18 protein-coding genes are annotated in these 20619 nt (G+C 67.7%); 7 read left to right on the top strand and 11 right to left on the bottom strand.

From position 1 onward, the window contains the following. Window position 1 precedes the first annotated feature (1 nt). The gene (locus ACO07Z_RS14245) at window positions 2-1315 is read left to right on the top strand and encodes an NtaA/DmoA family FMN-dependent monooxygenase (RefSeq protein ID WP_244450272.1); all 1314 of its coding nucleotides are present in this window, start codon (window positions 2-4) and stop codon (window positions 1313-1315) included. 74 nt (window positions 1316-1389) lie between these two features. Beyond that, on the top strand, window positions 1390-1932 hold the full coding sequence (locus ACO07Z_RS14240) for a flavin reductase (protein ID WP_307021563.1): 543 nt from the start codon (window positions 1390-1392) through the stop codon (window positions 1930-1932). 20 nt (window positions 1933-1952) lie between these two features. On the opposite strand, the gene uraD is transcribed toward ACO07Z_RS14240, so the two are convergent. The 5 genes from uraD to pucL are packed head-to-tail and all read right to left on the bottom strand — an operon-like array spanning window position 1953 to window position 8627. Next, window positions 1953-2840: a 2-oxo-4-hydroxy-4-carboxy-5-ureidoimidazoline decarboxylase gene (gene uraD / locus ACO07Z_RS14235; RefSeq protein WP_421699302.1), complete on the bottom strand. Its 888-nt coding sequence runs from the start codon at window positions 2838-2840 to the stop codon at window positions 1953-1955. After that, window positions 2837-4201 (bottom strand): guanine deaminase, encoded by a 1365-nt coding sequence (gene guaD, locus ACO07Z_RS14230; RefSeq protein WP_421699301.1) that lies wholly within the window; start codon window positions 4199-4201, stop codon window positions 2837-2839. Before guaD ends, uraD begins: the two co-directional genes overlap by 4 nt. Continuing rightward, complete coding sequence (locus tag ACO07Z_RS14225; RefSeq protein WP_421699300.1) at window positions 4198-6924, bottom strand: molybdopterin-dependent oxidoreductase; 2727 nt, start codon at window positions 6922-6924, stop codon at window positions 4198-4200. Before ACO07Z_RS14225 ends, guaD begins: the two co-directional genes overlap by 4 nt. Beyond that, window positions 6921-7754, bottom strand: a complete 834-nt coding sequence (locus ACO07Z_RS14220; protein ID WP_421699299.1) for an FAD binding domain-containing protein — start codon at window positions 7752-7754, stop codon at window positions 6921-6923. The genes ACO07Z_RS14225 and ACO07Z_RS14220 overlap by 4 nt, the downstream gene beginning before the upstream one ends. Window positions 7755-7787: 33 nt before the next feature. Continuing rightward, a complete protein-coding gene (pucL, locus tag ACO07Z_RS14215; RefSeq protein WP_421699298.1) occupies window positions 7788-8627 on the bottom strand; it encodes a factor-independent urate hydroxylase in 840 nt (279 codons plus the stop codon). Between the two features lie 203 nt (window positions 8628-8830). Here pucL and ACO07Z_RS14210 point away from each other — a divergent pair, with 203 nt between their 5' ends. From ACO07Z_RS14210 to ACO07Z_RS14200, 3 genes are all read left to right on the top strand, one after another. Then, complete coding sequence (locus ACO07Z_RS14210) at window positions 8831-9640, top strand: SDR family oxidoreductase (RefSeq protein ID WP_421699297.1); 810 nt, start codon at window positions 8831-8833, stop codon at window positions 9638-9640. 153 nt (window positions 9641-9793) lie between these two features. Then, entirely contained in the window at window positions 9794-10438 is a 645-nt protein-coding gene (locus tag ACO07Z_RS14205) for a TenA family protein (protein ID WP_421699296.1), read from the top strand. A 406-nt stretch (window positions 10439-10844) separates the two neighbouring features. Further along, the gene (locus tag ACO07Z_RS14200; RefSeq protein WP_421699295.1) at window positions 10845-11309 is read left to right on the top strand and encodes a MucR family transcriptional regulator; all 465 of its coding nucleotides are present in this window, start codon (window positions 10845-10847) and stop codon (window positions 11307-11309) included. 161 nt (window positions 11310-11470) lie between these two features. Here the strand turns inward: ACO07Z_RS14200 and ACO07Z_RS14195 are convergent, their stop codons facing one another. The 6 genes from ACO07Z_RS14195 to ACO07Z_RS14170 form a co-directional block, all read right to left on the bottom strand. Then, window positions 11471-12232, bottom strand: a complete 762-nt coding sequence (locus ACO07Z_RS14195) for a glutamine amidotransferase (protein ID WP_421699294.1) — start codon at window positions 12230-12232, stop codon at window positions 11471-11473. 125 nt (window positions 12233-12357) lie between these two features. Further along, window positions 12358-12819, bottom strand: coding sequence for a TerB family tellurite resistance protein (locus tag ACO07Z_RS14190; protein WP_244450261.1), 462 nt, complete (start codon window positions 12817-12819; stop codon window positions 12358-12360). Window positions 12820-13065: 246 nt separating this feature from the next. Beyond that, complete coding sequence (locus ACO07Z_RS14185) at window positions 13066-13794, bottom strand: GntR family transcriptional regulator (RefSeq protein ID WP_370874165.1); 729 nt, start codon at window positions 13792-13794, stop codon at window positions 13066-13068. Between the two features lie 332 nt (window positions 13795-14126). Next, window positions 14127-15641 carry a tripartite tricarboxylate transporter permease gene (locus ACO07Z_RS14180; RefSeq protein ID WP_244450821.1) on the bottom strand — a complete coding sequence of 505 codons (1515 nt, stop codon included), beginning with the start codon at window positions 15639-15641 and terminating at the stop codon, window positions 14127-14129. 45 nt (window positions 15642-15686) lie between these two features. Next, on the bottom strand, window positions 15687-16187 hold the full coding sequence (locus ACO07Z_RS14175; RefSeq protein WP_421699293.1) for a tripartite tricarboxylate transporter TctB family protein: 501 nt from the start codon (window positions 16185-16187) through the stop codon (window positions 15687-15689). A 260-nt stretch (window positions 16188-16447) separates the two neighbouring features. Continuing rightward, window positions 16448-17458, bottom strand: a complete 1011-nt coding sequence (locus ACO07Z_RS14170) for a Bug family tripartite tricarboxylate transporter substrate binding protein (RefSeq protein ID WP_421699292.1) — start codon at window positions 17456-17458, stop codon at window positions 16448-16450. 722 nt (window positions 17459-18180) lie between these two features. On the opposite strand from ACO07Z_RS14170, the gene zwf reads away from it, so the two are divergent. Next, a complete protein-coding gene (gene zwf / locus ACO07Z_RS14165) occupies window positions 18181-19656 on the top strand; it encodes a glucose-6-phosphate dehydrogenase (RefSeq protein WP_244450257.1) in 1476 nt (491 codons plus the stop codon). A gap of 236 nt (window positions 19657-19892) precedes the next feature. Continuing rightward, window positions 19893-20585, top strand: coding sequence for a 6-phosphogluconolactonase (pgl, locus tag ACO07Z_RS14160; protein WP_421699291.1), 693 nt, complete (start codon window positions 19893-19895; stop codon window positions 20583-20585). The last annotated feature ends 34 nt before the right edge of the window (window positions 20586-20619 follow it).

Genomic DNA, 20619 nt, shown 5'->3' with positions numbered 1-20619 from the left:
AATGGCCGACAAGCGCTTCCACCTCGCCTGGTTCATGAACTTCACGCCCGACGAATGGCGCGAACCCTTCGGCCAGGGTGGCAACCCGTGGGATGGCCGTTTCTACATCGAGATGGCCCAGGCGATGGAGCGCGCCTGCTTCGATCTGATCATGATCGAGGACAAGCTGATGGTGCCGGAGACCTATGGCGGCTCGCGCGACCTCTCGCTCAAGCACGCCATGATGGTGCCGAAAGCCGATCCCGCCCCGCTGGCGGTGGCCATGGGCATGGCGACCCAGCATCTCGGCGTCGTCGCCACCATGTCTACCATGGCCTACCCGCCCTTCATGCTGGCGCGGCTGTCCTCCACCATCGACAGCCTCACCAAGGGCCGCTTCGGCTGGAATGTCGTCACCTCGGCCGAGGACCTGATGGCGAAGAATTTCGGCATGGACAAGCTGCCTCCGCGCGAGGACCGCTACGCCATGGCCGAGGAATACATGGAAGTCTGCGACAAGCTGTTCAACAGCTGGGAGCCGGACGCCGTGGTGCTGGACCGCAAGAACGGCATCTATGCCGACGGCTCCAAGGTCCACACCATCGACCACAAGGGCAAATACTACCAGGTGCGCGGCCCGCTCAACACCGTGCCGTCGCCGCAGCGCCGCCCCGTCTATCTGCAGGCCGGCGCCTCGCCGCGCGGCCGCGATTTCGCCGCCCGCTACGCCGACGCCATTGTCTCGGTCGCCAATGGCGTCGAGGGCATGAAGGCGTTCCGCGCCGACATCCGCGCCCGGGCCGAAGCCATCGGCCGCAACCCGGACGACATCAAGGTGTTCTTCTGCATCTGCCCCAGCCTCGGGGAGACGGAAGCGGAGGCGCGCGCCCGCTATGAGAACGTCACCATGTCGGACAATTTCGTCACCGACGTGCTGATCTCCATCTCCGCCATCACTGAGATCGACTTCTCCAAATACGATCTCGACAAGCCGCTGCCGGAAAAGCTCGTCACGAATGGCGAATCCGGCACGCTCGACAAGTTCCAGCAATGGGGCTCCGGCAAGACCCTGCGCGAGCTCGCGGCCTCGGGCGGTGGCGGCCTCGTCTCCTCCATGGAACTGATCGGCACCCCGGCGCAGGTCGCCGACAAGATGGGCGAGGCGATGGCGGAAGTGGGCGGCGACGGCTTCCTCATCACCACCCCGGTGCTGCGCGTCTCCCGCCGCTACATCACCGAGATCTGCGACGGGCTGGTGCCGGAGCTGCAGGCGCGCGGCCTCGTGCGCACCGAATACAAGCACCAACTGCTGCGCGACAATCTGCGCGAGTTCTGACCCGCGCGAACCATCGGGCGCGGATTCCCCGCGCCCGCCGGCGCCGGCGCTGAACCGGCAGGAAGGAGAAGGGCATGTCCCCCCCGTGCTCGCCGCTGGACGGCGCTCCCGATAACGGCCCGCCGCCGGTGACCCGGCAGGGCTTTCGTAACGCCATGGCCCGCCTCGGCGCGGCGGTGAACATCGTCACGACCGATGGACCCGGCGGGCGACACGGTTTCACCGCTTCGGCGGTGTGCTCGGTCACCGACAGCCCGCCGACCCTGCTGGTGTGCCTCAACAAGGGCTCCTCCGCCGCCGCCCCCGTCCATGCCAATGGTGTCGTCTGCATCAACACGCTGGCCGCCGGGCACGAGCCGCTGTCCAACCTGTTCGGCGGCCGCACCCCGCCGGAGGAGCGCTTCGCCAGCGGCAACTGGCGGCCGGCCGTCACCGGCGCGCCGATGCTGGACGGCGCTGTCGTCGCCTTCGACTGCCGCATCGTCCGCACGGTCGAGGTCGGCACCCATGACGTGCTGTTCTGCGAGGTGGTCGGCGTCGCCGAGGGCGGCTCGAATGAGAGCCTCATCTATTACAGCCGACGCTACCACACCCTGTCCGGCCCCACCGACGATTGAAGCGGGCTCTGGCGCGCCCCTCAGCTGCCGCGATAGGTGGAATAGCTCCACGGCGTTACCACCAGCGGCACATGATAATGCCCCTCCGGCTCGGCGATGCCGAAGCGGAGCGGCACCGTGTCGAGAAAAGCCGGGCCGGGCAGATCGAGCCCGCGCGCGGTGAAATAGGCGCCGACATGGAACACCAGCTCATAGCGCCCCGCCCGCAGCGGCGCGCCGGAGAGCAGTGGCGCGTCGGTGCGTCCGTCCGCATTGGTCACCGCCTCGGTGAGAAGCGCCCGCGCACTCGCCCCCACCTCGTAGAGCTCCACCCGCACGCCCTGCGCTGGCCCGCCTCTATGGGTGTCGAGCACATGGGTGGAAAGGCGGCCGAACACTTTCGGCTGGCCGGGACCCGTCACCCGCTCCACCAGCCGCAGCGCAGTGATATGGCCGATTTCGACCAAGGCGGCGGCGAGTTCCTCGTCGCGCTTGTGCAAGAGGCGCGCCTCGAAGGCGTCGAGCAGCGCGTCGCGGGTCTGCCGTCGCACGCAGATGACGAAGGGAAAGCCGAAGCGGGCACGATAGGCGCTGTTCAGCCGCTCGAAGCGGGCGAACTCCGCATCCGACAGCCGGTCGAGCCCCAGCCCCGCCTGTTCCGACACCGAGGCGGGGGCGATGTCACCGGCCCGCGCCGCCTTGCCGGCGAGGTCGGGATGCGCCGCGACGAAGGCGATGCGCTCCACCTCCGGCCGCGCCCATACTGAAGCCATCAGCGCCTCGTGCAGCGCCGCCACGGTGGCGAAGGGCGCATGGGCGAAAGCGGCCTCCGCCACCCAGGGCGCGTGCTCGAAAATGCCGTCCAGCGCGGCGATGAAGCCGTCGCGGTCGAGCGTGTTCAGCGTGTCGAGGGAGACGGGATGCGTCACGCTTGCTCCTCACCATGCACCGGCCGGAATGGATCGCCCGGCCGGTCGCGGTCATAGACGGGGCGGCCGGCGACATAGGTGGCGCGCACGGCCCGGTCGTCGCCGAGCGTCATCAGGAGAAACAGCAATTCCTCCATCGAGGCGCAATAGCCGGCGCGGAACGCCATGAACGGGGTCGCCTTCGGGTCGAGCACGCAGATATCGGCCTCCATCCCCGGCGCCAGCCGGCCGATCCGGTCGTCCAGCCCCAGCGCCCGCGCCCCGCCCAGCGTCGCGAGATAGAAGCCCTGCACCGCGTCAAGCTTGTGACCGACCATGGCCGCGACCTTATAGGCCTCGTTCAGCGTCTGCAGCTGCGACAGCGAGGTGCCCCCGCCGACATCGGTGCCGAGCGCCACCTTCACCGGCCGGCGCGGGTCCACGGCCTCGAACAGGCGGAACAGGCCGCTGCCGAGAAACAGGTTGGAGGTCGGGCAATGCGCCAGCGCCGCCCCCGCCTGGTGGCAGGTGCAGAAATCGCCCTCATGCAGATGGATGCCATGGCCGAACATGGAGCGCGGCCCCACCAGCCCGGCATGGGCATAGACATCGAGATAGGAAGCGCGAGCGGGGAAGAGTTCGCGCACCCATTCGATCTCGGCCAGGTTCTCGCACAGATGCGTCTGCAGGAAGAGACCGTCACGGGTCTTCAGCAGCGCCCCGGCGGCATCCAGCTGGGCATCGGTCGAGGTCGGGGCGAAGCGCGGCGTGACGCAGTAGAGGGCGCGCCCTCGCCCATGCCAGCGCTCGATCAGCGCGAGGCTCTCGTCATAGCCGCGCTGGGCCGTGTCGAGCAGGCCGGCAGGGGCGTGGCGGTCCATCAGCACTTTGCCGGCTATCATCCGCGCGTCGAACCGTGCCGCCTCGGTGAAGAAGGCTTCGACCGATTGCGGATGCACGGTGCAATACACCATCGCCGTGGTGGTGCCGGCACGCAGCAATTCGCGCAGGAACAGATGCGCCACCCGCCCGGCATGGCCGGCGTCGGAGAAGCTCATCTCGGCGGGGAAGGTGTAGGTCTCCAGCCATTCCAGCAATTGCGTGCCGAAGGCGCCGATCACCTGCATCTGCGGGTAATGCACATGCGCGTCGATGAAGCCGGGCACGAGGAGATGGCCGGGATAATGCTCCACCGCCACGCCCTCGGGCAGCGTGTCGCTGAGCTCCGCATAGGGGCCGAAGGCGGTGATCCGCCCGTGCTCGATGACGATGAGCGCGTCGTCATGGGTGATGAGGCAGCCGCGCGAGGGCTGCTCGAACGGATTACCCGCCAGCGTCGCCGCCGGCCCGCGCAGCACCCGCGATTGAAGGCTCCCGCTCATGAAACGGCCTCTTCTGCCGCCTGGGCGGGCAGCAGCGCGTAGAGTTCATCCGCCACGAAGGGCGTCGCGCGCAGCCGCACGCCGGTGGCGTCGAAGATCGCATTGGCGAGCGCCGCCGCCACCGGGTTGAACGGGCTCTCGCTCATCGATTTCGCTCCCAGCGGGCCGATGGCGTCAAACGTCTCGGCGAAGAAGACCTCTGTACGCGGCACATCCGCGAAGGCGGGGATATGGTAGCCGCGAAAACTCGCATTGGTCACCGCGCCCGCCTCATCCATCCTCAGCCGCTCATAGAGCGCGGCGCCGATCGCCTGGGCGACGCCGCCCTCCACCTGCCCCCGGCACTGCATCGGGTTGACCACCGTGCCGGCATCCGCCGCATGGACGGAGCGCAGGATGCGGATTTCGCCGCTGCGCCCATGCACCGCGACCTCGAAGCCCTGCACATTGAACGCCACCGACCGTGGGCTGCCGGAAGCGTCGCCCACCGCCTCCAGCGGGGCCAGCGCGGCGAGGCCAATCCGCTTCTCCCCGGCCACGACCGCCTCGCCCTCGATCCGGCAGGTATCGGCCGGCACGCCGAGCCGGGCGGCCGCCGCCGCGCGGATCGCCACCGCCAGCCTTTCCGCCGCCGCCTGCGTCGCGCTGCCGGCCACCACCGTGCCGGTCGAGCCATAGGCGCCGGTGTCATGGTCGACATGGGCGGTGTCGGACTGGCGCACGTTTATCTGTTCCGGCCGCGCACCGAGCAGCGTGGCGGCGATCTGCACATGCACGGTGGTAGTGCCGTTGCCGAATTCCGCCGTGCCGGTGCGCAGCTTATAGGTGACGTCCGGCGTCAGAGTCAGCCGTGTCTGCGCGACATGGCCGCGCGGGGGAATGGTGTCGATCATCGCCGCCGCGACGCCGCGCCCCACCAGCCACCCCGCCCCCAGCCGCGCCGGCGAGGGCTTGGCCAGTTCCGCCTCCACCCGGTCGAGGCATTGGTCGAGCCCGTAGCTGCCCATCTCGACATCGTGGTGCGGCTCCCCGGAAGAGACCATCGCATCGCCCGGCCGCACCATGTTCAGCCGCCGCAGCGCCACCGGATCGATGCCGAGCTTATGCGCCAGCTCGTCCATGGCCGATTCCACCGCGAAGATGGTCTGGCTCAGCCCATAGCCGCGAAAGGCGCCACTCGGCAGGGAATTTGTGTAGACCGACCAGCCCTCCACCCGCTTGTTCGGGCAATTGTACAGCGCCACGCTCTCGCCCGAGCCGTGGAACAGCACGCCCGCCGCATGGTTGCCATAGGCGCCGGTGTTCAGCAGCATGCGCATGGAAAAGGCGGTGAGCCGCCCGTCCCGCGTCGCACCGAGCGTCACCGTCACCTTCATCGGGTGGCGGCTGGTGGAGGCGGCGAACTGCTCGGCGCGGGTGTATTCCAGCTTCACCGGCCGGCCGGTCTTCAGCACCGCCAGCGCCACGATGTCCTCGGTGAGCATTTCCTGCTTGCCGCCGAAACCGCCGCCCACCCGCGCGGCGAAGACGCGCACGCGCTCGCGCGGCAGATCGTAGAGCGCCGCCAGCGCGTCGCGGGTGAGGAAGGGCGTCTGGGTGGAGCTGCGGATCACCAGGCGGCCCTCGCTGTCGCGCCAGCCGATGCAGCCATGGGTTTCCAGATGCGCGTGCTGGACGCGCTGGCTCTCATAGGTCGCCTCGTGGACCACATCGGCGTCCCGCAGGCCGGCGGCGATATCCCCCACCTCCCCCGCCAGCGCGGCGACGATGTTGCGGGAAGCGTCGGCGATGCGGCTGTCCGGCCCCTTGTCCCCATGCACCAGCGGCGCGCCGGGGCGCATCGCCTCCTCCGGGTCGAACACCGCCGGCAGCGGCTCATAATCCACGCGTAGCGCCGCGCAGCCGGCCTCCGCGGCCTGTTCGCTCACCGCCACCACGGCGGCCACACGCTGGCCGATATGGCGCACCACATCGTCGAGCACACGGGTGTCGTCGGCATCGTCGGTGGCATGGTGGTGCCGGGCGGAAGAGAACAGGCGGGACGGCGCGTCATCATGCGTCAGCACGGCCACCACCCCCGGCAGTGCGAGGGCCGCCGCCGTGTCGATGGCGCGGATGCGGGCGTGCGGATGCGGCGAGCGCAGCAGCTTCATATGCAGCAGCCCCGCCAGCTCGCCCTCCGGCGCCACATCCATCGTGTAGCGTGCGGCGCCGGTGACGATGGCCGGTCCGGCCGGCGCGGCGACGGAGCAGCCCACGCGGCCCTGCCGCGTGTCGGCCTCCACGGTCTCAATCCCGGCCACCGCATCGGCGATGGCGGCATAGCCGGTGCAGCGGCACAGATTGCCCTTGAGCGCGTCCGGCAGATCCGCGCGCTGGCCCTGGTCGAGCGCGGCTGACGTCATCACCATGCCGGCGGTGCAGAAGCCGCACTGGAAGCCTTGCGCGGCAAGGAACGCCTCCTGAATCGGGTGCAGGCCGTCACCTTCCGCCGTGTCCGCCAGCCCCTCGATGGTGGTGATGGCCCGCCCCTCGGCACGGAAGGCGGGGGTGACGCAGCTGTGTACCGGCCGGCCATCGAGATGCACCGTGCAGGCGCCGCAATCGCCGGCGTCGCAGCCCTTCTTCACCCCGAACCAGCCCAGTTCGCGCAGCAGGGTGCGCAGGCACTGGCCCGGCCGGGCCTCGGTCTCGACGGCACGGCCATTCACGGTCAGCCTCACGCGCGCCCCTCGCCCGGTTCACTCAGTTCGTCGCGGATGTCCTGCGCGAGAAGATGCGTCATGTGGCGGCGCCAGTCGGGCCGCCCGTGCATGTCGTCATAATAGAGCGCTTGCGGGATCGCCGCCGCCAGCCGCGCGGTCAGTTCCGCCGCGCCCGGCAAGGCGGGAAAGGCGATTTCCACCGGCCGCCTTGTGGAGGCCGTCACCGTGAGCGCGAAGGCGCCGTCCGCCGCGCGCGTGCCGATCAGCAGCACGCCGGAGCGGCCGAGCGGGGTGAGCGAGGCGCGGCGGAAGGCAGCCCGACGGCGCAGCGCCCACGCCGGCAGTTCCACCGCGCGCAGCACCTCCCCCGGCGCCAGCGCCACCTCGCGCGGGCCGCGCACGAGATCGGCGATGCGGGCCCGCCGTTCCGCCCCGTCCGGCCCCCACAGCACGCCTTCGCCCTCCAGCGCCACGGCGAGCGAGATCATTGGCCCGGCCGGTAGGCCGAGACAGATATTGCCGCCCACCGTCGCCATGTTCCAGATCTTGAACGAGGCGAGGAAGGAGCGGCAGCATTCGCGGATGAGGAAGCCGGCCCGCCACTCCGCCGGCGGCTCGAAGCCGGCGAGTTCGGCGATGGTGCAGGTCGCGGCGATGCTCAGCCCGTCCGCCCCGGCGCGGAAAGGCTCCCAGCCGAAGCCGGAGAGATCGACCAGCCGCCGCACCGAAGGCTGCGGTTCGGAGAACAGCCAGGTGCCGCCACCGAGCACCGCATCGCCCGCGTCGGCGGCCGGAAGCTCCGCCCGTGCGCGCGGGCGCAGCACCTCGGAAACCGTGTTGAGGTCCATCGGCCGATCCCCGTCGTCGCCCTTCCCGCCCGCTCAGCCCCGCCCGATGGTGCAGACGATCTGGCCGTGCGGCTCGTCGGTCGGGGTGAAGACCTGCCCGTCAAAGGCACGGCCGAAGGGCGAGAGGTCGATGGGGAGGTAATGCTTGTTCGGACAGGCCATGGAGATGTCCGCCACCTCGGGCACGGCGGTAAGCACCGCCTCGCCCATCTGGTACAGCGTCGCCTGCACGCCGGGGCTGTAGGTGGTGGCGAACACCTTCAACGCCGCGTCGAGCACTGCCGCATTGGCGGCTTCATAGCTCGCGGGCACGCCGCTCCAGCGCCACTGCGCCTCCATCGCGGTGGCGAACAGCCGGTCGGCGGTCGGCTTCAGCGTCGTCGCCTCGTCGAACCAGTAATCCTCCCAGCCAGATTCCGTGGTCTTGAGGAAGGTGAAGCCCTCGACGCCGGAGGCGAGGCGGCTGTCCTCGCGCGTCGCCTCGAGCCGGACGACGGGGCGGCCATTGCCGTCGAGCGCGAAGGCGTGGTCATGCCCCGCGCCGTCCACGTCCAGCCGCCGCCATTTGGTCTCGTGGGCGGTGATGGAGACGCCGGCGACATGGGGGTAGCGATCGAGGAAATACTGCGCCAGCGCGCTGGCGAACACCTCATTCTCCGCCCCGACATGGTCGCGGGCGACGATGTTGATGATGTTCTTGATCGAATCGGTGGCGATCACCTGCCGGTTGTCGCCCTGGGTGTAGGCAGCGGCGAAGTCGCCGGTCAGCATCGCCTGCACGGACAGCTCGCGCACCTCATGGCGAGCGCTGTCGCGCGCAACGCGCATGATGCGCACGCGGCCCTTGCCATAGCTGTTGGAAATAAGCGGCATCGGCACTGTCCCCCGGGTGCGGATCGGTCTTTCGGAACGATCGGTTATGCGAAACCGGTGCCAGTCTGGCACCGCGCGGCGCGGCGCGGAAGTCACCCGGACCGCCCGGACCGAAATGCCGGCGGCGTGGGCATCGCGAAAGCGGGTGGCGCCGGTCCGCCGGGCAGGCGACACTGCGCGCTCCTGCCCAAACCGAGTTCATCATGACTATTTTACCGCCGCCAGCTTCCTCCACACCCGTTCCACTGCCACGCCCCTTCCGCCTCGACGGGCGAATTGCGCTGGTGACCGGGGCCGGGCGCGGGCTCGGCTTCGAAATGGCGAAGGCGCTCGCCGCCGCCGGCGCGCAAATCATCATCAATGGCCGCCATGCCGGGCGGCTGGAGGCGGCAGCGACAGCGCTGGCGGCAGCCACGGGTCGGCCGGTCGGCATCTCCCCATTCGATATCGCCGACACCGCCGCCGGGCGCGCGGCCATCGCCGCCATCGCGGCGGAACACGGCCGGCTCGACATTTTGGTCAATAATGTCGGCGCGCGCGACCGCCGGCCGCTGAAGGACTTCACCGCCAGTGAAGCCACGGCGCTGATGACCACCGATCTCATCGGCCCGATGCTGCTGGCGCGCGAGGCGGCCGAGCACATGGCGGCACACCGCCATGGCCGGCTGATCACCGTCACCTCCATCGCCGCGCACATCGCCAACCGGCACGACCCGGTCTACACCGCCGCCAAGGCCGGGCTCTCCGGGCTGATGCGGGCGCTGGCGGTGGACTATGCCCGCGTCGGCATCACCAGCAACGCCATCGCGCCCGGCATGTTCGCGACGGAGACCAATGCCGGCCTGGTCGCCGACGCCGCCTTCTCCGTCTTCGTCGACACCCGCGTGCCCATCGGCCGCTGGGGCCATCCCCCGGAAATCGGCGCCGCTGCGGTGTTTCTGGCGTCGGACGAGGCCTCCTTCGTCAACGGCCATGTGCTCGTCGTCGATGGCGGGCAGTCGGTCCGGATGTGAGCGCCACACCGCCGCCCCACATCTTACCCGCGCGGCGCGACATGCTGGCGGGCGTTAAGGATAGCGCGCCTCTTCCCTCAGCCAATGATTTCCCTTGTCTGCAAAGGGCTCTAGATAACCTCCCGACGACGGACACACGGCGGAGAGGCAACGATGAGCTTCAGCGATGAACTTCGGCACGCGAACGCGCAGGACTGGCAAGCCTGTGTCGAGCACCGTTTCGTCCGGGAGATCTTCGCCGGCACGGTTGCGCCCGATGTCATGCGCCGCTACCTCGCGCAGGACTATCAGTTCATCGACGGTTTCGTCGCTCTGCTCGGCATGGCCATCGCCACCGCCGACCGCTTCGACTCGCGCATCCGCTTCGCCCAGTTCGCGGCCATGATCACCAGCGACGAGAACACCTATTTCCAGCGCGCCTTCGTCGCGCTCGGCGTGCCGGAGGCGGAGCGGGCGCATCCCGTTCTCACCGCGCCTACTGCCGGCTTCCAGACTCTGATGAAGGATGCCGCCGCCAGCCGCGGCTATGCAAACTGCCTCGCGGTGCTCACCGTCGCCGAATGGCTCTATTTGAGTTGGGCCGACCGGGCGGGCGAGGCACTGCCGCCGGACTTCGTGCATGCGGAATGGATCACTTTGCACAATAATGATGGCTTCCGTGGCTTCGTCACCTGGCTGCGCGGCGAACTCGACCGCGTTGGTGCGGTCATCGACGACGCCGGGCGCGCCGATGCCGCCGCCTTTTTCCGTCGCGCCGTGACGCTGGAGCGGGCTTTCTTCGATCACATCTATGAGTGATTCGAGTAAGTGTGAGCTGTGCCCCGGCCGCTCAGAGATTGTACTTGGCGGCAACCCTCATCAAGAAATTGTGCGTGCCCATCCGATTATTCTTAGCCACATTCAGTCATCGCTGACGTCACCCAGTGACGCTGCGGCAGTACAAGGGCACCCTTTTAGTCTTGACAGCGCACGTGGCCGGCGCGGGCGAAAAACCTTTTTCGGCGCGCCACTTCGTTCGACTTGGTCAGACGCCGCCGCAGCGGGGCCGGGAGTCAGTGGAAGCCTCCAAAACCGAGCGCGCGACGTGGTATTTTTCATTTAGAGCCGAGAAAGCTGCCATATCGACGCCGCTTTGCTTGTCAATTGCTTATTGACGTTTGGCCGTTTGATGTTAAATCGATCTCAGTCTCAATGGAGAAAATAGATGTCTGAGCAGGAAAGCGTGTCGGCTGATTATCTCGGCCTCACTGCGGATGTCGTTGCGGCATTTGTCGGCAACAACTCGGTGCCCGCCGCCGAACTTCCCGATCTGATCGCCAAGGTCCACGGCGCCCTGCTTCGCCTCTCCGCTCCCGCGCCGGCTGTCGTCGAAGAGGTGCTGAAGCCTGCGGTGCCGGTGAAGAAGTCGGTGACGCCGGAATATATCATCTGCCTGGAAGACGGGCTGAAGTTCAAGTCGCTGAAGCGTCATCTGCGCACGAAGTACAACATGACGCCGGAAGAATACCGCGCCAAATGGGGCCTGCCCAACGACTATCCCATGGTCGCCCCCAGCTATGCCGAGGCGCGCTCCAATCTGGCCAAGAAGATGGGCCTCGGCCAGCAGCGCAAGAAGCCCGCGCCGGCCCCGGTGGCCAAGCCGCGCGGTCGCGCCAAGAAGGTGGCCTGACGCTCACGCGCCGGAGCCTTTCGCTCCGGCATGCGAGTGTGGGCCTGAGACGCACCGTCAGCGGTCCGCTGGCGGTTGGCGCAAGGTTGTAAGAGCGAATGAGAAAAGGCCGCGCGGTTGCCCGCGCGGCCTTTTTTCGCCTGGCTCCTCGCCCGCGCCCCTCAATGGCCCGGAGCGGGCGACGCGTCCTCATCGCCCAGCCAGCGGCCGAGAAACGCCTCCAGCCAGAGCCGGATCCGTGCGTCATGCTGCAGGCGGTCGGTGAAATGCGCCCGGCGCGGGCGGGCGCCCGGCAGGTCCAGCCGCTCGCCGCCCTGCACCGTCCAGCGGCACATCATGTGATGCGTCACCTCAGGGTGGAACTGGATGCCGAAGGCGCGCGGGCCATAGCGGAACGCCTGGTTGGGAAAGGTCGGGCCCTTCGCCAGCAGTTCCGCCCCGCTGGGAAGTTCAAAACCCTCGCGGTGCCAGTGATAGACATGGTCGGGCCAGGCCGGGCCGGGCAAGGTCAAGGTGGGCGGCGCGTGCAGCATCCGCGCGCCCGCCTCGGTGGCGCGGATCGGGTAATAGCCGATCTCGACCAGCCCGTCCGGGTGCGGGGCGACCCGCGCGCCGAGCTGCCTCGCCAGCATCTGCGCACCGAGGCAGATGCCGAGATAGGGCTTGCCCTCGCGCAACGGCACGCCGATCCAATCGATCTCGGCCCGCACGTAATCATGGCAGTCATTGGCGCTTTGCGGCCCGCCGAACACCACCGCCCCGGCATGACCGGCGAGCGTGGCGGGCAGCTGATCGCCGAGGCAGGGCCGCCTTATGTCGAGCCTGTGCCCGCGCTCTGCCAGAAGGCGTCCGACGCGGCCGGGCGAGGAATGCTCCTGATGGAGCACGATGAGGATGGGAAGCGGGGTTTCTGCGACAGCCATGATCTCGTGCGGCACGAACAGGACGGAGAGTGCTGGTCTCCCCGCAAGCAAGGATGACGCCACGATTCGCGCCGCGCCTCAACCCCACCCTCGCCCACCTCGACGCGAGGAGGCCTATGCCGGCCTCAGCCTTCGAAAGCGTCGCGCACGCGCTTGCGGATGTCCACCCGATCGCGGGAGGTGACGTTGAGCAGTTCCGCCGCCCGCCACACCAGATTGTCCTCGAATTCGGTCAGCCCGCCATCGGCATAGGCCACCTCGAACATCATCTCCACCACCCGCCGGCGTCCCTCTTCGTCCATGGCGCGGTTGAGCACGCTGGTGAAGGCGTAGAGGTCCACCGCCTCGGCGTCGCGGGCGATGGCCGCCTCCAGCAGCTTTTCGGCGTCATCCTCGGAAAGGGTGAAACGCGCGGCGAGCAGGCGGCGCAGCTTGTCCATCTCATCGGCGCCGATCACGCCATCAATGGTGACGACATGCACCAGCAGTGCCGCCGCCGCCAGCCGGTAGTCGTTCTCGGCAAAGGCGGAGGTCTCGCGACCGCCCCCGGCAATCTCGGCGATGAAATCGGTCAGCGAGCGCAGCATGCCGTGCGGCTCCTCCGCGGCGGGTCGATCGGTTCGGCGATGGGATGGGGCCCGGTGGCGGGCCTGAAGCGTGGGTAACCCAATCACCGCAAGGGCGCAACGGCCGGTCTGCCGCGCGCGACCGAAGGCGCGGCGCCGGTGCAGCCGCGCCACACCTCGCCGTCCCCCATGCAAAAAAGCCCGGCGGGGTCGAGGAACCCGCCGGGTCGGAGTGTTGGATGGGGCGCCGTTGCGGTGGCGCGGCCCCTATTCGAGATAGTCGGCGTAGCGCGCGACGTGGTCGGCAAGGCCGAGGGCGTGGTTGCGCACCAGCACTTCGGCCGCGTCGGTGTCGCGCGCTTCCAGCGCCTGGATGATGGCGAGATGGTCCTGGATCGAGCGGTCGGCCCGGTTCTCCTCGCCGATGGTCTTGCGACGGATCATCCGCATATGGGTGAACAGGTTTTCCGCCAGATTGACCAGAATGCCGTTGCCGCCCATGGCGATGATCGTCTGGTGAAACTGGATGTTCACCTCCGAATATTCGTCCAGCTTGGCATGCGGGCCGCCGGCCTCGTCGAAGGAGGCGAACATCTGCCGCAGCCGGCCGATCTCCTCGTCGCTGGCATGGACCGTGATCAGCCGGGCGGCGAGGCTTTCCAGCGCCGCCCAGACCTGGATCATCTCGATGACTTCGCGGCGCGTCTTGCGCACCACATAGATGCCGCGCCGGGGCACGGAATGCACGAAGCCCTCGCGTTCCAGCTGGGCCATGGCCTCGCGCACCGGGGTGCGGCTGACCCCGAGACTCTGCGCCAGCTGGCGCTCGTCGAGGCGCACCTCGCCGGCCTGGTCGTAGATATTGAGCGAGACGATCACCTCCTTCAGCGCCGTATAGGCGCGGTTCTTGAAGGTGGAGGTGTCTTCGAGCGGGGCCACGGAGAGCTTGGCCGCTCCTCCATTGACCCGGCGGATCGTGCTCTCGACGCTCATCATGAGGCTTCCATCCCCTGCCTGCGCCCGGGCACCGGCCCTGGGCATCGGCGATGAAGCTCCGTATCGGCGTAGATCATTGGCGTTGCCTCCCGTCCCCCCGAAACGTCGGTTCGCGCTTCCATCCGCCGGCCACCTTCTGCTGCGTGGCTCGGGCGCCGGAGTGTCCCGCGACCGTTGATGGCCCGATTTCCCTCTCCGGGGGCGAGGGATTCGGCGGAAGAGCGATTGGCCCCGCCCTTCGCCTGGGCGCCCGAGACCGATGATGTTGCATCATCTTCTCGCGGCTGAACCCGCCGCACGCTGCCGCGCGGCGGGTCCGTTGCTTACCGGGTTCAGGCCGGCTGGGCGGAGGTGCCGCGCAGCTTGCTGAACGCCAGGCCGATCAGCGGCCACAGGCCGGCGATGAGGCCGAGACCCATGATCGAGGACACCAGGCCGTTCGACCAGAACACCGAGATGGCGCCGCCGGAAGACAGCAGGGCCTGGCGGAAGGCTTCCTCGGCACTGTCGCCGAGCACGATGGCCAGCACCAGCGGCGCCAGCGGGTAGTTCGTCTTCTTCAGGAGGTAGCCGAGGACGCCGAACACCATCATCATGATCACGTCGAACACGTTGTTGTTCACCGTGTAGGCACCGATGGCGCAGATCACCAGGATCACCGGGGCGATGATCGAGAAGGGGATGCGCAGGATCGAGGCGAACAGCGGCACCGTGGTCAGCACGAGGATCAGGCCGACGATGTTGCCGAGATACATGGAGGCGATGAGGCCCCACACGAATTCGGCCTGCTCGACGAAGAGCATCGGGCCGGGCTGCAGACCCCAGATCAGCAGGCCGCCGAGCAGAACCGCGGCGGTCGGCGAACCGGGAACGCCCAGCGCCAGCATCGGCAGCATGGCGGCAGTACCGGCAGCGTGGGCGGCGGTTTCGGGAGCGACGACGCCCTCGATCTCGCCATTGCCGAAGTTCTTGCCGTTCTTCGACACGCGCTTGGCGATACCATAGGCCATGAAGGAGGCCGGGGTGGCGCCCGCCGGGGTGATGCCCATCCAGCAGCCGATGATGCAGGAGCGCAGCGAGGTCATCCAGTAGCGCGGAAGCGTCTTCCAGGTCTTCCACACCACCTTCGGGTCGATCTTCGCCGCCTTGCCGCGGAACTCCAGGCCTTCTTCCATCGTCAGCAGGATTTCGCCGATGCCGAACAGACCGATGACCGCGATGAGGAAGTCAAAGCCGTTGAGCAGTTCGGTGATGCCGAAGGTTAGGCGCAGCTGGCCGGTCACCATGTCGAGGCCGACCGCCGCCAGGGCGAAGCCGATCATCATGGAGACGATGGTCTTGGCGGGCGGTTCCTTGCTCATGCCGACGAAGGAGGCGAAGGCGAGGAAGTAGACCGCGAACTTCTCGGCGGGTCCGAACTGGAGCGCGAATTGCGCGACCAGCGGGGCGATCAGCGTGATCATGACGATCGCGAAGAACGCACCGACGAAGGAGGAGGTGAACGCCGCCGTCAGCGCTTCGCCGGCTCGCCCCGAACGCGCCATCGGATGGCCGTCGAAGGTTGTGGCCACCGACCAGGGCTCGCCCGGAATGTTGAACAGCACCGAGGTGATGGCGCCGCCGAACAGCGCGCCCCAGTAGATGCAGGTCAACAGGATGATCGCCGAGGTCGGCGACATGGAGAAGGTGAGCGGCAGCAGGATGGCGACGCCGTTGGCGCCGCCGAGGCCCGGCAGCACGCCGATGATGACGCCCAGCAGAATGCCGATGGCCATCAGCAGGATGTTGAACGGATCGGAGGCGATGCCGAAGCCGTGGTAGAGGAAGGTGAAATTCTCAGCAATCATGTTCATGGGCGCTATCCCCTTGGGTGGCCTTCTTGTTTGTCCGGATCAGAGACCGAACATGGCCTCGATCGGCCCCTTCGGGAGGGGGATCATGAACCACCGTTCGAGCGTGACGTAGAAGAAGGCCGGGACGCCGAGGGCGACGGCCAGGGAGAGCGGCCAGCTGTAATGGCCGAGCCAGACCATGAAGAGGACGATGAGCGCCACCGAGGGGACGTAGATCCCGAGGAAGGGCACCAGCGCCACATAGATGCAGGCGGGGATGAGAACCTTGAGCACCTGAACCAGCTGCTGGTTCTCGGCAAAGAGCTCATCCGGGTCTTCGCGCAGCCCCGACACCACATTGATGACGCTGCACACGCAGATGATGAGGCCGACATAGAAGGGGAAGAAACCGGCTTGCGGACCGTCCGAGCCCCACCCGAAGCCGACGAGGACGCTGCCGTAGAGAACGATGAGGCCGAAGATCAGGGTCAGCAGCGCCGTGCCGACTTCTACGGCGCGTTGCTTGGGCCCCGACTCGGCTCCGTGGTGAGACTGTTCCATCGCGATGTCTCCGAAAATCCGCGCAAAAGCCGGGCCGGCGGGACAAGGCCCGTCGACGGCACACTGGCGCCAGCCCGCTGAATGATTGTTGTTATGTCCCGGCCGGGGTGCGGCCCGGCGGAGACGAGGAGCCGTCTCCGCCTTCCCGCCGCGCAGGCCGCGATCCGGTCGAGGATCGCGCGGCCGGCCCGTGAGGATCGCTCTTAGGGATCACCCTTAGGGGGTCGGCCGTGCTCGGGGCTACGCCTTTAGAGGGCGTATCAGTTGCCGGCGATGAAGCCAGCCGCCGTCATCAGGTCCTTGTGCGTCTTCTCGGACTGGTCGAGCCACGCCTTGAACTCGTCGCCAGCCATGAAGGTCTGGTTGAACGCGCCGTCCTTCATGAGCTGCTGCCACTCGGGGGTCTCGCGCACCTTCTTGAACAGCTCGACGAAGTAGGCGACCTGCTCCTGGCTCACGCCCGGGGGCATGAAGATGCCGCGCAGCATGAGATATTCGACATCAAGGCCGGCCGACTTGCAGGTCGGGACCGAGGACCAGGACAGATCGCCGAGAATCTTGTCGGTGTAGGGGAGCGGCTTGGAGTCGAACACGCAGAGCGGGCGCACCTTGTCGCCGCGCCACTGGGAGACGGCCTCGATCGGGTTGTTCACGCTCGAATTGATGTGGCCGCCGACCAGCTGCACCGCGACCTCGCCGCCGCCCTTATAGGGGATGTAGGTCATCTTCTTGCCGAGCGCCTTCTCGATGGCGACGGTGATGATCTGGTCTTCCTGCTTGGAGCCGGTGCCGCCCATCTTGAACGTGCCATCCGGCGCCGCCTTGATCGCCGCCTCATATTCCTGCGCGGTCTTGTAGGGCTCCTGGGCGTTCACCCACAGAACGAATTCGTCGAGCGCCAGCATCGCGACCGGGGTCAGGTCCTTCCAGTTGAAGGGAATGCCGGTGGCGAGCGGGGTGGTGAACAGGTTGGAGAGCGTGATGACGATCTTGTGCGGATTGCCCTTGTTGCTCTTCACGTCGAGGAAGCCCTCGCCGCCGGCGCCGCCGGACTTGTTGATGACGACGAGCTGGGTCGACATCAAATCGTGCTTGGCGATGATGCCCTGCAGCGTGCGGGCCATCTGGTCGGCGCCGCCGCCGGTGCCGGCAGGAACGATGAACTCCACCGGCTTGGTGGGCTCCCAGGCGGCTGCGGCGGGCAGCATGGACAGGGCCGTCATGCCAAGAGCGGTCACGGCACCGAGGCCGAGAGCATGCAGATGTTTCATTTGGCGTTTCCTTCCCAAAGGGTTTTGGCGAACGGCCGACTCATTGGTTGGTCGGCTCTTTAGTTTGGGCCCCGCCTCACACCGTTTGGCGGGGCGAGACCTCGATAGCCGGGGGCGTTGTTGTGTCTCTCCGCCGGTTATTCTGTGGAATAACTTGTACCAAGAATAAGCCGAAGCCAAGCGATAATTCTAAAGTTCAATGTTGCATCGCAAGGTCAACTGGTATTACGTATTACGATTATTATGTATTTGGCATGCCATCTCTGGCATACGGCATACTTTATAAAGTGCGTACGAATACGTTATTACTCAAACCATTGAGTAAAAAGCCTTTTTCGTCGGCACTTGAGCACCATCCCGGGGCATTTCCCTTAAGTCGTCCCGTGCTCGTCGCGAAGATCGGCCTCGCCCCATCGTCCTGACGGCGTGCGACGCGAATACTTGGACAGCCGCCTTCCGCCCAATTTCGCCCCGAACTCGCCCACTTTCTCGCCATATTGTTGCGTTGCAACACGTGCTCCGAACGGGCGGAAGGGGAGAGCCACCGCTGAATCGCCCCCTCCCCCGCCCCACCCGACGACCGCGACAGGCCACCCGCGCCGGTCGCGGCGCGGAATCGTTTTTGCTAGGAGTCGCGTGAAACGACTCCCCGCCCCCAGGGGCACGAGACGGACCGACCCACCTCCCGTCCCGCCGCGGGACGCCATGGAGACACAGTCCATATGACCAGCCGCGTAATTCCGGTGGCGCCCTTCACCCTCACCGTCTTCGGGGCGACGGGCGACCTTGCGCGCCGCAAGCTGATTCCCGCCCTGTTTCATCGCGATCTCGACGGGCAGCTTCCCGACGACGCGACCATTATCGGCGTGTCGCGCCGCGCGCTCAGCGACGAGCAGTTCCGCGCCTTCGCCCGGCAGGCGCTGACCGACCACATTCCCGGCAGCGAGCTGGAAGGGCCGGAGGTGGACCGCTTCCTCGCCCGCCTTTCCTATGTCGCCGCCGATGCCGACGCCGACGGCGGCTGGTCGGAACTGGCCCAGCGCGTCGAGGCCTTCCCCGAGCATATCCCGGTCTATTATCTCGCCACCGCCCCGCATCTCTTCGGCCCGATCTGCGAACGGCTGGGGAAATACGGTCTTGCCGAGAAGGGCCGCGTCGTCATCGAGAAGCCGATCGGCAAGGATCTGAAGTCGGCCGTGGCGCTCAACCAGCAGGTTGGCCGCATCTTCCCGGAAGACCGCGTCTACCGCATCGACCACTATCTCGGAAAGGAGACGGTGCAGAACCTGATGGCGCTGCGCTTCGCCAACGCCCTGTTCGAGCCGCTGTGGAACAACGCCCATATCGACCATGTGCAGATCACGGTCGCCGAGGCGCTGGGTGTGGAGGAGCGCGCCGGCTATTACGACACGGCCGGCGCCATGCGCGACATGGTGCAGAACCATATCCTGCAGCTGCTCTGCCTCGTCGCCATGGAACCGCCCGCCTCGCTCGACGCCGACGCGGTGCGCGACGAGAAGCTCAAGGTTCTGCGCGCGCTCAAACCCATCGACGACCAGAACATGGCCGCCGTCACCGTGCGTGGCCAGTACCGGGCCGGGGCCTCGGCGGGCGGTGCGGTGCCCGGCTATCTCGACGAGCTCGGCTCGTCCACCAGCAGCACCGAGACCTTCGTCGCCGTGAAGGCGGAGGTGGAGAACTGGCGCTGGGCCGGCGTGCCGTTCTACCTGCGCACCGGCAAGCGCCTCGCCTCGCGCGTCTCGGAGATCGTGGTCGGCTTCAAGCCGGTGCCTCATTCGGTGTTCGACGCCAATGTCGGCCCCATCGAGTCCAACCGCCTCGTCATCCGCCTGCAGCCGGACGAAGGCGTGAAGCTGTGGCTGATGATCAAGGACCCCGGCCCCGGCGGCATCCGCCTCACCCATGTGCCGCTCGACATGAGCTTCGCCAAGGCGTTCAAGGTCCGCAACCCGGACGCCTATGAGCGGCTGATCCTCGATGTGGTGCGCGGCAACCAGACCCTGTTCATGCGCCGCGACGAGGTCGAGGCGGCGTGGAAATGGGTCGATCCGATCCTGGAAGCCTGGCGCAACGCCAAGGAGCCGCCCCGCCCCTACACCGCCGGCACCTGGGGCCCCTCGGCCGCCATCGCCCTCATCGAACGCGACGGCCGCACGTGGCTGGAAGACGGCGCCTGAACGGCGCCTTTGGTTGGAAGACGGCGCCTGAGCGGCGCCTTGGGCTTGAGGACGGCGCCTGAACGGCGCCGGCCGTGACCACCGCGCCCCGCCGGGACCCGTGGGCGCTCAACCAGACGTGCGGCGGCCGGCCTCCGGTCGTCGCACAACTGCCCTATACTGAGCGCAGGCGCCTCGGGCGCCGCGATCCGTAGAGGCGCCGGCCGCAGGCCGGCACGAGAGGGAGACTGCCGGGCATGCCGGAACTGCACGAGTTGAAGGACAGCGCCGAGGTGGCGCGCGCGGTCGCCGATTTCGCCAGCGCGGCGCTCGCCGCCCGCGTCACCCGCAGCGGCATGGCCAGCCTCGCCGTCTCCGGCGGGCGCACGCCCACCCGCTTCTTCGAAGAACTCTCCACCCGCGACCTTCCCTGGGACAAGATCGCCGTCACCCTGGTCGATGAACGCTGGGTGCGCGAAACCTCCGACCGCTCCAATGCGCGGCTGGTGCGCCAGCATCTGCTCCAGAACAAGGCGGCGGGCGCGAAATTCGTGCCGCTCGCCAATGACGCGCCGACGCCGGAGGACGGGCTGTTCGCCGTCAACGAGGCGCTGGAAGATATTTCCTGGCCGCTCGCCTGCGCCATTCTCGGCATGGGCGACGACGGCCACACCGCTTCCTTCTTTCCCGGCGGCGACCATCTGAACGAGGCCATCGACCCCGACGCGCCTCTCGGCCTCATCCCCATGCGCGCGCCCGATGCCGGCGAGCCGCGCATCACCCTCACCCTGCCGGTGCTGCTCGCCGCCGACGCGCTGGCGCTGCATATCGAGGGCGAGGCCAAGAAGCCGGTGCTGGAAAAGGCGCTCGGCGACGGCCCGGCGACCGAGATGCCGATCCGCGCCGTGCTGCGGGCGAAGCCCGCGCTCGACATCTTCTGGTGCCCGTAAGCCGGGCACACGTTCCGGCGGCCCGCCCGGGCCG

This window comes from Ancylobacter sp. (assembly GCF_965229075.1).
Classification (GTDB): domain Bacteria; phylum Pseudomonadota; class Alphaproteobacteria; order Rhizobiales; family Xanthobacteraceae; genus Ancylobacter.
This window is presented reverse-complemented; position numbering and strand designations above follow the sequence as displayed.